This window comes from Variovorax sp. OV700 (genome assembly GCF_900099805.1).
Taxonomy (GTDB): domain Bacteria; phylum Pseudomonadota; class Gammaproteobacteria; order Burkholderiales; family Burkholderiaceae_C; genus Variovorax.
In genome coordinates this window covers 116,715-130,665 of the sequence record NZ_FNDR01000004.1, presented here as the reverse complement: position 1 = coordinate 130,665, position 13,951 = coordinate 116,715, and the positions used below count along the sequence as shown (strand labels likewise).

16 protein-coding genes and 1 tRNA gene are annotated in these 13,951 nt (G+C 63.0%); 13 read left to right on the top strand and 4 right to left on the bottom strand.

Annotation, left to right across the window (positions count from 1 at the left end; genetic code table 11):
• Positions 1 to 88: 88 nt before the first annotated feature.
• Genes rpoZ through BLR24_RS10445 form a run of 3 tightly spaced genes read right to left on the bottom strand, consistent with a single transcriptional unit; the run spans position 89 to position 1,867 of the window.
• The gene (rpoZ, locus tag BLR24_RS10455) at positions 89 to 292 is read right to left on the bottom strand and encodes a DNA-directed RNA polymerase subunit omega (RefSeq protein WP_021009011.1); all 204 of its coding nucleotides are present in this window, start codon (positions 290 to 292) and stop codon (positions 89 to 91) included.
• Between the two features lie 31 nt (positions 293 to 323).
• On the bottom strand, positions 324 to 944 hold the full coding sequence (gene gmk / locus BLR24_RS10450) for a guanylate kinase (protein ID WP_015867099.1): 621 nt from the start codon (positions 942 to 944) through the stop codon (positions 324 to 326).
• Positions 945 to 952: 8 nt separating this feature from the next.
• A complete protein-coding gene (locus BLR24_RS10445; RefSeq protein ID WP_093016533.1) occupies positions 953 to 1,867 on the bottom strand; it encodes a YicC/YloC family endoribonuclease in 915 nt (304 codons plus the stop codon).
• A gap of 92 nt (positions 1,868 to 1,959) precedes the next feature.
• On the opposite strand from BLR24_RS10445, the gene BLR24_RS10440 reads away from it, so the two are divergent.
• The 7 genes from BLR24_RS10440 to BLR24_RS10410 all read left to right on the top strand — a co-directional run bounded on the left by BLR24_RS10440 (position 1,960) and on the right by BLR24_RS10410 (position 7,659).
• Complete coding sequence (locus BLR24_RS10440) at positions 1,960 to 2,967, top strand: serine/threonine protein kinase (protein WP_093016531.1); 1,008 nt, start codon at positions 1,960 to 1,962, stop codon at positions 2,965 to 2,967.
• Positions 2,964 to 3,869, top strand: coding sequence for a PP2C family protein-serine/threonine phosphatase (locus BLR24_RS10435; protein WP_055802754.1), 906 nt, complete (start codon positions 2,964 to 2,966; stop codon positions 3,867 to 3,869). The genes BLR24_RS10440 and BLR24_RS10435 overlap by 4 nt, the downstream gene beginning before the upstream one ends.
• Positions 3,870 to 4,004: 135 nt before the next feature.
• Positions 4,005 to 4,736 (top strand): ribonuclease PH, encoded by a 732-nt coding sequence (rph, locus tag BLR24_RS10430; protein WP_093016529.1) that lies wholly within the window; start codon positions 4,005 to 4,007, stop codon positions 4,734 to 4,736.
• 13 nt (positions 4,737 to 4,749) lie between these two features.
• Positions 4,750 to 5,349, top strand: coding sequence for a non-canonical purine NTP pyrophosphatase (locus BLR24_RS10425; RefSeq protein WP_055802758.1), 600 nt, complete (start codon positions 4,750 to 4,752; stop codon positions 5,347 to 5,349).
• A 3-nt stretch (positions 5,350 to 5,352) separates the two neighbouring features.
• Complete coding sequence (hemW, locus tag BLR24_RS10420; protein ID WP_093016527.1) at positions 5,353 to 6,612, top strand: radical SAM family heme chaperone HemW; 1,260 nt, start codon at positions 5,353 to 5,355, stop codon at positions 6,610 to 6,612.
• Positions 6,613 to 6,644: 32 nt separating this feature from the next.
• Positions 6,645 to 6,729: transfer RNA gene (locus BLR24_RS10415), tRNA-Ser, on the top strand.
• Between the two features lie 558 nt (positions 6,730 to 7,287).
• Positions 7,288 to 7,659, top strand: coding sequence for a type I restriction endonuclease subunit M (locus BLR24_RS10410; protein WP_254787237.1), 372 nt, complete (start codon positions 7,288 to 7,290; stop codon positions 7,657 to 7,659).
• Here BLR24_RS10410 and BLR24_RS10405 read toward each other — a convergent pair.
• A complete protein-coding gene (locus BLR24_RS10405; protein ID WP_093016525.1) occupies positions 7,656 to 7,961 on the bottom strand; it encodes a helix-turn-helix domain-containing protein in 306 nt (101 codons plus the stop codon). The two genes, BLR24_RS10410 and BLR24_RS10405, sit on opposite strands and share 4 nt — an antisense overlap.
• Positions 7,962 to 8,180: 219 nt before the next feature.
• Between BLR24_RS10405 and BLR24_RS10400 the strand changes: the two genes are divergently transcribed.
• The 6 genes from BLR24_RS10400 (at position 8,181) to BLR24_RS10375 (ending at position 13,921) form a co-directional block, all read left to right on the top strand.
• Positions 8,181 to 9,497, top strand: coding sequence for a hypothetical protein (locus BLR24_RS10400; protein WP_093016523.1), 1,317 nt, complete (start codon positions 8,181 to 8,183; stop codon positions 9,495 to 9,497).
• 146 nt (positions 9,498 to 9,643) lie between these two features.
• Positions 9,644 to 10,525: a hypothetical protein gene (locus tag BLR24_RS10395; protein ID WP_139188753.1), complete on the top strand. Its 882-nt coding sequence runs from the start codon at positions 9,644 to 9,646 to the stop codon at positions 10,523 to 10,525.
• A gap of 121 nt (positions 10,526 to 10,646) precedes the next feature.
• Positions 10,647 to 11,645, top strand: a complete 999-nt coding sequence (locus BLR24_RS10390; RefSeq protein ID WP_093016519.1) for a site-specific integrase — start codon at positions 10,647 to 10,649, stop codon at positions 11,643 to 11,645.
• A gap of 80 nt (positions 11,646 to 11,725) precedes the next feature.
• Complete coding sequence (locus BLR24_RS10385; protein ID WP_093016517.1) at positions 11,726 to 12,154, top strand: pyrophosphohydrolase domain-containing protein; 429 nt, start codon at positions 11,726 to 11,728, stop codon at positions 12,152 to 12,154.
• Positions 12,155 to 12,268: 114 nt separating this feature from the next.
• Positions 12,269 to 12,847, top strand: coding sequence for an AAA family ATPase (locus BLR24_RS10380; RefSeq protein WP_139188752.1), 579 nt, complete (start codon positions 12,269 to 12,271; stop codon positions 12,845 to 12,847).
• 45 nt (positions 12,848 to 12,892) lie between these two features.
• Positions 12,893 to 13,921 carry a DUF4365 domain-containing protein gene (locus tag BLR24_RS10375; RefSeq protein ID WP_093016513.1) on the top strand — a complete coding sequence of 343 codons (1,029 nt, stop codon included), beginning with the start codon at positions 12,893 to 12,895 and terminating at the stop codon, positions 13,919 to 13,921.
• The last annotated feature ends 30 nt before the right edge of the window (positions 13,922 to 13,951 follow it).

The following is a 13,951-nucleotide window of genomic DNA, read 5'->3' as shown; positions in this document are numbered from 1 at the left end:
CCACTTTAGCGTGACCGCTGTATGGACGCGTCCAGACGTAAAAAAAGCACCGCTTTGCGGTGCCTTTTCGTTGCAGGGGTGCGTCAGATCAGCCCGGCACCTTCTTGAGCATTTCGATGCCGATCTTGCCTTCGGCGATCTCGCGCAGGGCGGTCACGGCCGGCTTGTTCTTACTCTCGATCTTGGGCGCGTGGCCTTGGCTCAGCATGCGCGCACGGTACGTGGCGGCCAGAACCAGCTGGAAGCGGTTAGGGATCTGAAGCAGACAATCTTCGACGGTGATGCGGGCCATGATGGGAATCTTTCGGTCGGTGAGCAGGAAATCAGGGGATGTTCAGGGCGGCGAATGTGTCGGCACGTGCGCGGCGCTGTGCAGAATACCGAAGCCGCTGAGCGTGGACGATCGCCTTGAGATCGAAAAGCGCGCGCTCAAATAACTCGTTGATTATAACGAAGTCGAATTCCCCCGCCCGGGCCATCTCTTCGGCGGCATTCTTGAGGCGCAGTTCGATGACGGCGGCGCTGTCTTCGCCGCGCCGCTCCAGCCGCGAGCGCAATTCCTCCCAGCTGGGCGGCAGGATGAAGATCATGACCGCGTTGGCAAAGGTCTTGCGGATCTGGATCGCGCCCTGGAAGTCGATTTCCAGGATGACATCGGCCCCCTGGGCGATCCGCTCTTCGATGGCTTTCTTGGAGGTGCCGTATCGGTGGCCGTGCACATGGGCCCATTCCACGAAGCCGTCCGCCGCGATCATGGCGTCAAATTCGGATGGCGAGGTAAAAAAGTACTCCCGGCCATGCTTTTCCTGGCCGCGCGGTGGCCGCGTGGTGTGGGAAACCGAGGGCTGGACGGCCGTGTCCAGTTCCATGAGCGCCTTGACCAGGCTCGACTTGCCGGCACCGCTCGGTGCCGCGACGACAAAAATGTTGCCTGGATAGTCCATTCGCTCGCTCATTCGATGTTCTGTACCTGTTCGCGCATCTGCTCGATCAGGACCTTCATGTCCACGCCAATGCGGGTGAGCTCCAGCGCGGCCGACTTGGAGCCCAGTGTATTGGCCTCGCGGTGCAACTCCTGGATCAGGAAGTCCAGCCGCTTGCCGATTTCGCCGCCCTTCTTGAGCAGCCGCTCGATTTCGTCGAGGTGCGAATTGAGGCGCGTGAGCTCTTCAGCCACGTCGATGCGAATGGCAAAGGCGGTGGCCTCGTTCAGCGCCCGGTCCTGGGCCGCCTCGGGCAGGGTGCCGCCGGTCAGGCCCATGGCTTCCTGCCAGCGCTCCAGGAAACGCGCGCGCTGCTGCTCGACCAGCTGGGGAATCAGCGGGCCGGCCTGTTCGACCAGCGTACGCAACTGGGCCAGATGGGCCTCCAGCATCTTGGCGAGCCGTGCGCCTTCGCGCTGGCGGGCGGACATCAGGGCGTCCAAAGCCTTGCCGGTCACGTCGATCAGGTCGCTAGCCCAGTCGCCACGGGCGGCGCTGTCGCCGCCGGCAAGGCGCAGCACGTCGGCCACGCTCAATTCGCGGGCGCCGGGCAGCCAGGCCTTGATGCCGTCCTGCACGCCGTTCAGCCGCTGCAGCAGCTTGACGGAGGGCTCGACGACGCCGGCCTGGGCGGTGTTCTCGATGGCGGCCCGCACTTCGACCTTGCCGCGCTTGAGCTTGCCCGTGAGCAGTTCGCGCAGCGCGGTTTCATGCTGGCGCAGTTCCTCCGGCAATTTGAAGGTGAGATCGAGGAAGCGGCTGTTGACCGAGCGTATCTCGACCCCGAGTCGCCCCGCGGCGGTAGGCCGTGCTTCGGCTTCGGAGTGGCTGCCAACGGGGCCGTTCTGGCCACTGGCATAGCCGGTCATGCTGTAAACTGGCATTGCGCCTCACTGTGGTTTTTGCTTGCATGCACCGAGGCGTCGGCATGGCGTTCGCTTGCCGCACCATCGCCTTCGGGCGAAACTCCCGGATTATGTCAAAGGTCAAGCCTTCGCCCCTGCTGCCCGATACGGTCATTGGCGGTTACCGCATCGTTCGCCGCCTTTCCGCAGGCGGTTTTGGCGTTGTCTATCTCGCCATAGACCCCAGCGGACAGCAGGTTGCCGTCAAGGAATACCTGCCGTCTTCGCTCGCCACGCGCGGGCCGGGCGAGCTCACGCCCGAAGTTCCGCCCGAAAAGCTCTCCCTCTACAGGCTCGGTCTGAAGAGCTTTTTCGAGGAAGGCCGCTCGCTCGCGCAGATCTCGCATGCCTCGGTGGTCAGCGTTCTCAACTTTTTCAGGGAGAACGAGACCGTCTACATGGTCATGAACTACCTGGAGGGCGCCACCCTGCAGGACTTCGTGGTGACCGCGCGCGACCTGAAAAGGCCCAAGGTTTTCCGGGAATCGACCATCCGGTCGCTTTTCGACGAAATTCTGCGGGGCCTGCGCATCGTGCACCAGTACAAGATGCTGCACCTGGACATCAAGCCCGCCAACATCTTCGTCACCGACGAAGACCGGGCGGTGCTGATCGACTTTGGCGCCGCCCGCGAGGTGCTCAGCAAAGAGGGCATCTTCATCCGGCCGATGTACACGCCCGGCTTTGCCGCCCCCGAGATGTACCGGCGCGACTCGTCGATGGGCCCCTGGACCGACATCTATGCCATTGGCGCCTGCATCTACGCCTGCATGCAGGGCTACCCGCCCAACGACGCCCCGCGCCGCATCGAAAAAGACCGGCTCAGCCTGTCGCTGTCGCGGCTGCGCGGCGTGTACTCCGACAACCTCATCGAAGTGGTCGAGTGGTGCATGTCGCTCGACCCGCTCTCGCGGCCGCAATCCGTCTTTGCGCTGCAAAAAGAACTGAGCCGCGAAGGCGAGCGGCGCTACACCAAGCTCACCGTTGGCGAAAAGGTGCGGCTTTCATTCGACAACATCCGCTCCTTCGACAAGAAGGCCCTGCCCAGGGCGGCGGCACCTACGACGCGTCCGGCATGAAATTCTCGGTATTCCAGGTCAGCCGAAAGGGCGGCCGTCTCAAGAACGAAGACCGCATGGGCTACTGCTACACGCGGGAGTCGGGCCTTTTCGTGCTGGCCGACGGCATGGGCGGCCACCCCGAGGGCGAGGTTGCGGCCCAGCTGGCATTGCAGACCATTGCGGCGCTTTACCAGCGCGAGGCGCGCCCCACCGTCAAGGACGCCAAGGCCTTCCTGGCCGAATCGGCCATGGCCGCGCATCAGCAGATCATGCGATATGCAAGCCACAAGGCCATGCTCGACACCCCGCGCACCACCGTCGTCGCGGCACTGCTGCAGGGCACCACGGCCACCTGGATGCATTGCGGCGACTCACGCCTTTATGTGGTGCGCGACGGCCGCCTGCTGACCCGCACGCGCGACCATTCGCACGCCGAGCGCCCGCGCCCGCAAGGCTCGGACATGCCGGTCAACCGCAACCTGCTGCTTACCTGCCTGGGCTCTCCGACCACGCCGCTGTTCGATATTTCGGCCCCGCTGCAACTGCAGCGCGGCGACCGCATCATGCTGTGCTCGGATGGCGTCTGGGGCGTGCTCGACGACGCCGTCATCGTGCACACGCTGTCTTCCGACAAGCCGGTGTCCGATGCGGCACCCGACCTCGCCGAAATGGCGCTTCGCAAGGGCGGCGCCCACAGCGACAACGTGACGCTCATCGCGCTCGAATGGGAACAGCCCGACTCGACGCGCGAAGAGCGCGGCGTTTCGACCGAGACCATCGACGAGGGCGTTTTTGCCTCCACCATCCAGGCCGGTATGCCCTCCGATGGCGAGATCGAAGACATGGACGAAGACGCCATCGAGCGCTCGATTGCCGAAATCAACGAGGCCATTCGTCGCTCTGCGGCAAAGAAGATTTGATACCCGGGCGTGCCGCGCTCGCGCCGCCCACCCGTTTTTAAGTAAGGCTGCTGTTCCTACGCTGCCGGCAATGCCGGCACCGCGGCACGACTGGCCGATGAGTTCCGTTTTTATTCCCACGCACCCCCTCACAAAATGACTGCTTTCACACGAAGCGCCGGCCGCGCCGCCGACCAGCTGCGCCCGGTGCGCATCACCCGCGGTTTCACCATCCACGCCGAAGGTTCGGTGCTCATCGAATTCGGCCAGACGCGCGTGCTGTGCACCGCCTCGGTCGAAGAGCGCGTGCCGCCGCACAAGCGCGGCAGCGGTGAAGGCTGGGTCACGGCCGAATACGGCATGCTGCCGCGCGCCACCCACACGCGCAGCGACCGCGAGGCCGCCCGCGGCAAGCAAAGCGGCCGCACGCAAGAAATCCAGCGCCTCATCGGCCGCTCGATGCGCGCCGTGTTCGACCTGGCCGCGCTGGGCGAACGCACCATCCACCTCGACTGCGATGTGCTGCAGGCCGATGGCGGCACCCGCACCGCGGCCATCACCGGCGCATTCGTCGCCGCGCAAGACGCCGTCAACAAGCTGCTCGCCGCCGGCACCCTTGCCGCGACGCCAATCAAGGGCCACGTGGCCGCCATTTCGGTCGGCATCGTCGGCGGCACGCCGCTGCTCGACCTGGAATACACCGAAGACTCCGCCTGCGACACCGACATGAACGTCGTCATGACCGGCGCCGGCCATTTCGTCGAAGTGCAGGGCACCGCCGAAGGCGCCGCGTTCTCGCGCGACGAGATGAACATCCTGCTCGGCCTGGCCGAGAAGGGCATTGGCGAACTGATCGTGCTGCAGCAGCAGTCCCTCGTTTCGAAGTAAGTAAGCAGTGGCGATGAAACTGGTCCTGGCCTCCAACAACGCCGGCAAGCTTGCCGAACTCCAGCAGCTGTTCGCGGAGTTGGCCGTAACGCTCGTGCCACAGTCGGCACTTGGCGTGGGCGAGGCCGAGGAACCGTTTCGCACCTTCGTCGAAAACGCGCTGGCCAAGGCCCGCCATGCCAGCGCCGCGACCGGCCTGCCCGCCATTGCCGACGACGCCGGGCTTTGCGTCGACGCCTTTGGGGGCTTGCCGGGTGTCGACACCGCCTTCTATGCCACCCAGTTCGGGTACGCCAAGGGCGACGCCAACAACGTCAAGGCCCTCCTCGAGCAGCTCGACGGCGTGGTCAACCGGCGCGCCGCACTCGTCAGCACGCTGGTCGCGCTGCGCGGGCACGACGACCCCGAACCCCTCATTGCCGTCGGCCGCGTGGTCGGCGAAATTACCAAGGCGCCCATCGGCGACAACGGCTTCGGCTTCGATCCCGTCATGTATTTGCCCGGCTTCGGCAAGACCTTCGCGCAGCTGCCGCCCGAGGTAAAAAACGCCAACAGCCACAGGGGCCAGGCGGCAAAAGCCATGCTGGCCCTGATGCGCGAACGCTGGTTCTGATCCATGGCCACCGTTGTTCCCATTCAGCCCGCGCAGCCCACCGGTGCCCCCCAGGCCAACGACGTGCTGCACTGGATGCGGCCCGGCCCGCTGCAGCTCGCGGCATTGCCGCCGTTGTCGCTCTACATCCATCTGCCCTGGTGCCTGCGCAAGTGCCCGTATTGCGACTTCAACTCGCACGAGTGGCGCGCCACCAGTGAGGCCGAGGCCGAAGGCATTCCCGAGGCGGCCTACCTCGACGCGCTCATTGCAGACCTGGATGCCGCGCTGCCGCTCATCTGGGGCCGCACCGTCCACACCATCTTCATTGGCGGCGGAACACCCAGCCTCTTTTCGCCCCAGGCCATCGACCGCCTGCTGGGCGACGTGCGCGCCCGCCTCAAGCTGGCGCCCGACTGCGAGATCTCGCTCGAAGCCAACCCCGGCACCTTCGAGCGCAACCGCTTTCGTGCCTATCGCAGTGCGGGCGTCACGCGCCTGTCGGTCGGTGTGCAGAGCTTCAATGACGAGCACCTGAAGGCATTGGGCCGCGTGCACGATCGGGCACAGGCCATTGCCGCCGTCGAAGAAGCCGCGAGCGCATTCGACACCTTCAACCTCGACCTGATGTACGCCCTGCCGGGCCAGACGATCGAGGGCCTGGACGCCGACCTGACCCAGGCACTGGCGCTCGCGCCGCCGCACATCTCGGTGTACCACCTCACCATCGAACCCAACACCTGGTTCGCCAAGTTTCCGCCGACGCTGCCCGAAGACGACGTGGCCTACGCCATGCTCGACCGCATCACCGAGCGCACCGCCGCCAGCGGCATGTCGCGCTACGAGGTTTCAGCCTACGCGCGCGCCGGCCACACCTGCGCGCACAACCTCAACTACTGGCAGTTTGGCGATTACCTTGGCATTGGCGCTGGCGCCCACAGTAAGCTGAGCTTTGCCCATCGCATCGTGCGCCAGGTGCGCTTTCGCGAGCCGCGCCTGTACATGGACAACGCCCGCGCAGGCGCCGCCGTGTCGCAAAGCGAAGAAGTCGCGCTCGCCGACCTGCCGTTCGAGTTCATGCTCAATGCGCTGCGCCTGAAAGAAGGCTTCACGCTGCCCCAGTTCAGCGAACGCACGGGGCTGGCCATGACCAGCATCCAAAAAGGGATGGAAGAAGCCGAGCGCAAGGGCCTCATCGCGCGCGACCTGCACCGCGTGTGGCCCACCGAACGCGGGCTGGATTTTCTGAGCGACCTGCAGACGCTTTTCCTGCCCGAGGCTTGAGGGCGCACGGTCAGCATAAAATCGACGGTTCCGGAGAGTTGGGTGAGTGGTTTAAACCAGCAGTCTTGAAAACTGCCGACGAGAAATCGTCCGTGAGTTCGAATCTCACACTCTCCGCCGGCAACCCAGTATCCATGCGGGTTTCCAGGCGGGGCAGGCAGTTTACCCCCATTTTTACCCCCTTTTCTTTTTGCGCTCAGGTGGGCTTTTTTGGGCCACCTTGCACAAAGCGCGTTCTATCGGCCGCATGGGCGGTGGCTTAAACCCCCAGCTTGCAGCCGCCCAGCCTGCCCTGCAAGGTTGGCCGGCTCTAAGGCGCGGCAGGCCGCTCGGAAGACAGGCCACAGGCTGTCCAAACGGTTTTTTGAGCATGCGTTCAACGATCCTTGTGGATCACGCCGAGTCGGGTTTTCGATTAATTTCGTTACATCTTGTCGCATTTATGCTATAATTTACCCACGGGCTAGCCCTGCCAGCGCCAAGCTAGCAAGGCGCCGCCCGTGTGCAGGCGCACCGCCGCCTGTAGCCCCCTGATGGCCGCCAAGCCAGCGCATTTGCCGCTGGCCTTGGTGGCCGTTTTTGTTTCACCCCCGCGCTTTTTTTCGACTGCTGCACCTTGCCCCCTGGGCCAGGTGCGGCCGCCGCATGGGCGCTTCTTTCGTACGGAGATTTCAAGTGAAAGACCTTCTGAGCACCTTTCTCAAGCCTGGCAGTGCACCACGTTTTGCGTTGGGCCGTGTTGTCGCAACACCGGGCGCCCTGGCGCTTATGCATGCCACCAACAGCAACCCCTTGGTGCTGCTGGCCAAGCATGTCACCGGTGACTGGGGCGAGATCGATCCTGAAGATGTAGTTACCAATGAAGACGCGCTTGAGCACGGCCTGCGAGTGCTCTCGGTCTACCGATTGCCGCTGCAAGTGGCGGTCGAAAAGGGTGCAGCGCCGGCACAGCCATCAAAAGAAGCCGATGACCACGACAACCGCATCTGGCTGATCACCGAAGCCGATCGGAGTGTGACGACTCTGCTGCTGCCAGAGGAGTACTAGCTCGGTTTGCGAGCGCGCTTGACCACCCGCTTGGGCAACGCCTCTACCAATTGCGCAACCGAGACATCGAGGCCGCTTGCCAAGCGCCAGATGTTGAACAGCGACAAGTTGCGCTCCCCACGCTCGACCGAGCCGACGTAGTTCGGGTGCAGACCGGCCAACTCCGCGAGCTGTTCGATGGTGATGAGACGGTCATGTCGCATCGCGCGCAAGTGCTCCCCGAAAGTTTGCTGCAGCTGCTCCAGCTCCTTGCTGGACACGGGGTCCAGCGGCTGGGGCTTGTTTGCAATGACTCGGGGCATGCGCCCAAGTCTTTAGGTTCCAACACTAAGAGTACACAAACTATCCGTTTTGTTGAGAGGCGGATTCTGGCAAACTAAATGAAAACCAAACGTAAAGTGTGTCTATCTTTTCAATCTGCCGTTCCCTATGGAGCTTCTATGTTCACAAAAAGTACAAGATCGAGATTCCAAGCCATCAGTGAGGCGCTGACGCAGCGAAAAGGCCGTGCTCTCGCGATAGTGCTGGCTGCATCAATCTCACCGCTGCTTGCAGGCTGCGGCCCCGAGGCCCCACCCTGCAACGACACCGAGGTCACCAGCTCGATCCGCGACCTCGTCGCCCAAGCGCACGACGACCACCTCAAGGACCTGCAGGTCCAGAGCAAGGACATCGCCGCCATCGCGCTGGAGACGCCCACCGTCACCGCCTACGACGAGAAGCTCAAGGTCCGTAGCTGCAAGGTCACCTTCACGGTGCAAGCCTCCGCCGACAAGGTGAAGGCCATGAACCAGTACATGGCCGCCATCACCAGCCCCCTCGTCGGTGTGCTCGATTCGCTCAACCCCTTCGCCGCGCTGACCAACCCGCAGGGCACGCCGCTGCAGAAGGCCAAGGCCGAGGTGGCGCAGTTTCAGGTCTGGAACCACGGCCCCCAAGCCTCGCCGGACCCCATTCGTAAGTCATTGACCTACCAGGTGCAAAAGGAAGAGGGCAAGTCCAACTTCTACGTCACTACGAACGTCAACGTGTCCGGCACCGTGCCTTACATGCGCGTCATCGTTCTCGCGGACGCCTTCGCCAAGGAGCAGGCCAAGCGCCAAGCCAAGGAGACCGAGGCGAATGCCAAGAAGCAGGCCGAGGTCGACCGCCTCTCCGCCAGCGGTAAGTGGCGCAAGGTGGTCTACATCCTGGACTGGCGGGAGCCGGACAACGCCAAGGGCCGGTGCCATGAACGGGGCTTGGTGTGCTTTCGCGGCCGCGACAACGTGAACGAGACGGACGCTTTCCACTACCAGCTCGACGCCAGCAAGGTCGACGCCCGCGGCATGAATGCGCTCGATGTGGCATACCGGGTCAACCAGCCCGTCTGCCTGGTCGGCGTCCAGAAGACGCAGGACCCCGCCGTGTTCACCGCCAAGGGTTACTCGACCTTCCGTAACGACAAGGGCGAGGCGGTGGACTGCCTGCCGGGCACGGAGAACTCGGACTGGGGCGCCCTGGTGGCGCAAACCAAGAAGGAAGAGGCCGCCGTTACCGCAGCTGCAGGCACGGGCGCTGCACCGGCAGCCGCATCGCGTGCGCCCGCCCCGGCCCCGAGTTCCGGTCCCGAGAGCCTCATGTCGCTCATCACCAAGTACGAGCCCTGCGGCGAGGAGGCCGTGTGCCTGCACACCGGCAAGGGCAACGTTGTCTGGATGCAGGCCAGCATGATGCGGCGCATGGACTATGCGTTGCTGGACAAGGCGATCAGCAGCAAGACGCCGGTGTGCCTGCGTGACCTGACGCGCACTGACGCCAAGAACTTCGCGGCCGACGGCCTGGACAGCGCGTGCTGAGCTTCATGCAGTAGCGACAACGCGCTACTGACAACGCCCTTTGCGAAGGCGCCGTGCTGGCCGAGAGGCTGGTGCGGCGCTTTTGCTTTTTCCGTCTTCATCTCATTTGCCGCCGCCCGTATGCGCGCGGCTCACAGGTAGCTCTCATGAATGTTCTACACACGCCCGCCGACAGCGGGCCGACCGCTGCTGTCCGCTTGATCGGCATTGGCGCCTCAGGCCGCCACTTTGTTCAACGCTTCCACACCCACATCGATGCGCCGCCGCGCACGCCGCTGGCCGATCTGCTGAACCAGCCGCCTTGCGTGCTCGAGATCGAGACCGGCGAGGCGGCGGATGCGGCCGTCGCCCAAATGGAGCTGGCGGACACCCGAATCCTGTGCCTGGCCTTCGGCCTCGACCTCACCCCAGTGGAGATCGAGGCGGCGATGCTGCTGGTCTGGCGGATCTGGGCGCAGGAGGCTCACGTCGTCGGCGTGGTGGTTGGGGCGCATCACCGCCCGCCGCCGGACCGCGATTCGCTCCTCGGTATCCTGTGTGATTCGATCGACGCACGCGTCGACATCTCAGATCCAGACGATCCGGTCGAGCTGGCGCCGCTGCAATGGTTCTACGTGGGGCTGCAGCGTTCGGTGCTGGCGGGCCTGTCGATCATGGAAGCGGCCTGGGACCACAGCGATGTCGTCGAAACCTTGGACTTCGGCCAAGTGCGGCTGGAACTCTTCACGCAGCCGCTGGACAAGCCCACGCAGCTGGATGCCGCCATGGTGGAGGTCCTGGAGGAGCTCCAGCACCGGGGCGTGTGGCTGGAAGATGCGCTGGGCGCCGTACTCGTGCTGTGGGCGCCGTCCGAGTACCAGCTCACGGTGCGCATGGTGCGCGGCCTGGGGCGCAGCCTGAGCGAGGCACTGGGGGCAGGGGCCTTGCACCTGACCATCCGGTTGCGTAGCCGGCCCACCGGTGAGGACCAGACCGCGTATCTGACGCTGGTGGTGAGCACGCTGCGATCACGCACCCATTTCCAGTAGGTCGCCTTGAACCGGCCATGGGCACCTGCCATGGCACCGAACACCAACCAACGCCCGCCAACGCGGGCGTTGCTCATTCCCAAGAACAAACCCATCCGCTTCCAAGAAGGCGAGCAATATCATGAAGAAGGTTCGCATCAATTCGTCGACCGTCGCCTCCGTCGCGCGCAGGCCCACCAGAGCGGTCAAACCTAGGAAGGTCCGTGCCCAGTTCGACCACTATGTCGCCAGCGCCGTGGCGGACAGCACGCGGCGGGCCTATGCCGCCGACCTCAGGCATTTCCGGGACTGGGGCGGCAGGGTACCCGCCACGCCAGCGATGGTGGCGCGGTACCTGGCCGCCTTCGCTGGCAAGGTCAAGGCGAGCACCTTGAACCGGCGTTTGGCTGCGATTGCCAGCGCCCACACGGTGCTGGGCAAGCCGTCGCCCTCGCGGTCAGAACTGGTGCAGGCCACGATGCGGGGGATCCGACGAATCCATGGATCGGCACAGAGGCAGGCCAAGCCGATCAGCATCGAGATGCTGCGCCTCCTCGCCAAGCCGCAGAGGCACCTAGATCCTGTGCGAGACCTGCGGGACCGGGCCTTGCTGGTGGTGGGATTCGCGGGAGGGTTTCGGAGATCGGAACTGGCACGGCTCAAACTCGAGAACCTGGTGTTCGACGCCCAAGGGGTGACAGTCTCACTGGTGCGCTCGAAGACCGACCAACAGGGCAAGGGCAGGGTGGTCGCGCTGCCACATGGGCCGGGGCGGATGTGCCCAGCCAAGTTGCTGAAAAGCTGGATTCAGCTGGTGCGTGAGATGGACCCGGAGGAGCTCGACGCAAAGCCATTGTTTCGGAGGGTGGATCGGTACGGCAAGCCCGGCGGTGGGTTGAGCGGTGCGGCCGTAGGCGGAGTGATGCGGCGGCGCATGCGCGATTGCGGGCTCGATCCGAGTGGCTTTTCGGCGCACAGCCTGCGCTCTGGCTTGCTCACTGCGGCTGCTAAGGCTGGCGTGCCCACCTGGGCGATCCAGCGGCAGACGGGGCATCGCTCGGAGAGCACCGTGCATCGTTACATCAGAGGGCTTTCGCCGTTCGAGCGGAACGCGTTTGCTTCTGCAGCCCAAACGAAATAGCCTGTAGTCACTCAACCGCCTTGGCTAGATGAACCGAGAGCTGAAGGTTCTATCGATTCCAATACTTCAATGGAGTACGCATGTCGAATGATTCAACCGTCCCTTGCGAAGAGGCAGTCAACGATATTTGGCGCACCGTTCTAAACTTCCATTTAAGCTTAGGACTTCCAATAGCAGACGCACCGCAACTCCTGGCCTCGCGACGAACCCAAGCACGATCGAAGTGGATGCGTGAAGAGTTGGACGAATTCGATTCGGCGGTCACCATCTCCCAGCAGGCGGACGCAATGGTGGATCTGATGTATTTGGCCATCGGGACTTTGGTCGAAATGGGCGTGCCGCCGGGCCGCGTCTTTGAGATTGTTCATGTCGCCAACATGGCTAAGAGATGGCCAGACGGAGCCATCCGGCTCGATGAAGAGGGCAAGATCTTGAAGCCGCCTGCCTGGGCATCACCCGACCAGCAAATCGATGACTATGTGCTGGGGCTTTCCAGTGCGATACGCTAGGAGTAGTCTCCGCTTCGCTTTCAGTAGCGCGAACGCGAGTAGCAAGATCCCTTTGCTTTTTGGAAACAGGTAGATACATTACCCCTTAATGCCTAAAAAGCAGGAAGGGGAATAATGGACAACGACCATTTGGTTCTTCTAAGCGGTGCCGTGTGTGCTGGCAAAACGAGCGTTGCAGGCCTGCTGGAAGCAGGCAATGGATTCAGCCGAGTCAGTACCAGCCGGCATCTCAAGGAGATTGCCGTACAACGCGGAATTTCCATCAACCGGGTCGCCATGCAGGATCTGGGGGACCAGCAAGACGTGGAGACGGACTTCACCTGGCCGGTCATCGCATCTCAGGCTCAGATGATCGAAAAGCCCAGCGCCCGGTGGCTTTTGGACGCCGTAAGGAAGCGCAGACAGGTGCATCATTTCCGAGAACGCATTCACGGCACCATTCTTCACGTGCATCTCTGGGCTCCGGAGGCGATTCTTCGAGCACGGTATCAGGTGAGGCAGGACGCAGGTGACGAGTATGGCGACGCAAGCTCCTATGACGAATTCGTTCAGCGTCCCAACGAGGTCGAGTCACGGTCCCTGATTGAGATCGCCGACCTGTGCTTTGACACGAGTACTGTCTCGAGCGCTGTAGTAGTAGAGCAGGTCATTGACCACTTGTTCGGGAGCACGGCGTGCGACAAGTCGTCTTGATCAGCCCCTACGGTCGCATTGTGTGCGCTGCTTGACGGAGGCGGGATGGCCAAGCGTTCCTCCCAGCAACACATCGGTAGCTTCGCTCAACGATGGGTGGCGGCACTTATCGCTGAGCATGAGGATTGGATCGCGCGCGACCTCAGCGACGATTTCGGGATCGATCTTGAGGCTGAGCTTGCAGCCCCCGAAGTCCGAGGTGAAATCCTAAAACTGCAAATCAAGGGCATTGCGGGGGTTGAGCGCGCAGATCAATTTGTCAGTATTCGCATTGAGAGAAAGTACTTGACCTACGCGGCTGCATGTCGCTATCCGCTTGTCCTTGTGGTTGTAGATACGGTAGCGAAAGAAGCGTGGTACGTATGGCTACAGGAGTGGCTTTTAAGTGCGATGGGCCCGTCGGAGGTCCTTGCAACTGATCAGGCCTCCTGGATACTTCGGATTCCCGCACAGCAGACGCTCGGCAACGGTCTGGAAAGAGACCTGCAAGAGATTGCGCGCTGGCGTGGGAAAACGCAGCTGGTCCTCAGCCTGCTGGACGCACTTCGGGCCGCCTCGGCTACGGGGCGGCTTACGCTGGTCACGGCAATCACAGGTCTGCTGGCGCAGACGGGTGAAGGTCTGGGCGAGAAACTGCTGCAGTCCGTCGTCGCCGAAGTTCTGGCTCTGGGGGAGCGCGTGCGAGGAACCGTGGAAGGGAACGAGGTGACGTGGATACTGTTCTCGTTGCTGCGTAAGTTTGGCAATGGGGTCACCCTTGAAACTGTGATGCGATTGGCGATTCGCGGGGATGGCTACTCCCGGACCGGGATCAATGCCTTGGGGATCCTCTACGACAGCTTTCCCAATCACATCCGTTCGCTCGGATTGTCGGCCGCCTTCATCGACATCGATCCCAGGGTTGCCTACTATTGCGCGTTTCGCGAAGCAGTCCAGGTAGAGCCAACGCTCATGCCAGAGCCCGGGACCTTTGAGTTCGCTGGCCTTCGTTATCAGCGTCCCGAAGATCACTGGAATATGTTGGCCAACCGTGGGGTGTCCGCGCTGCTGGACTATCTGGTCTCCGCGGAATGATCCATGCAGGCAATTCGACGCAGATCTCCA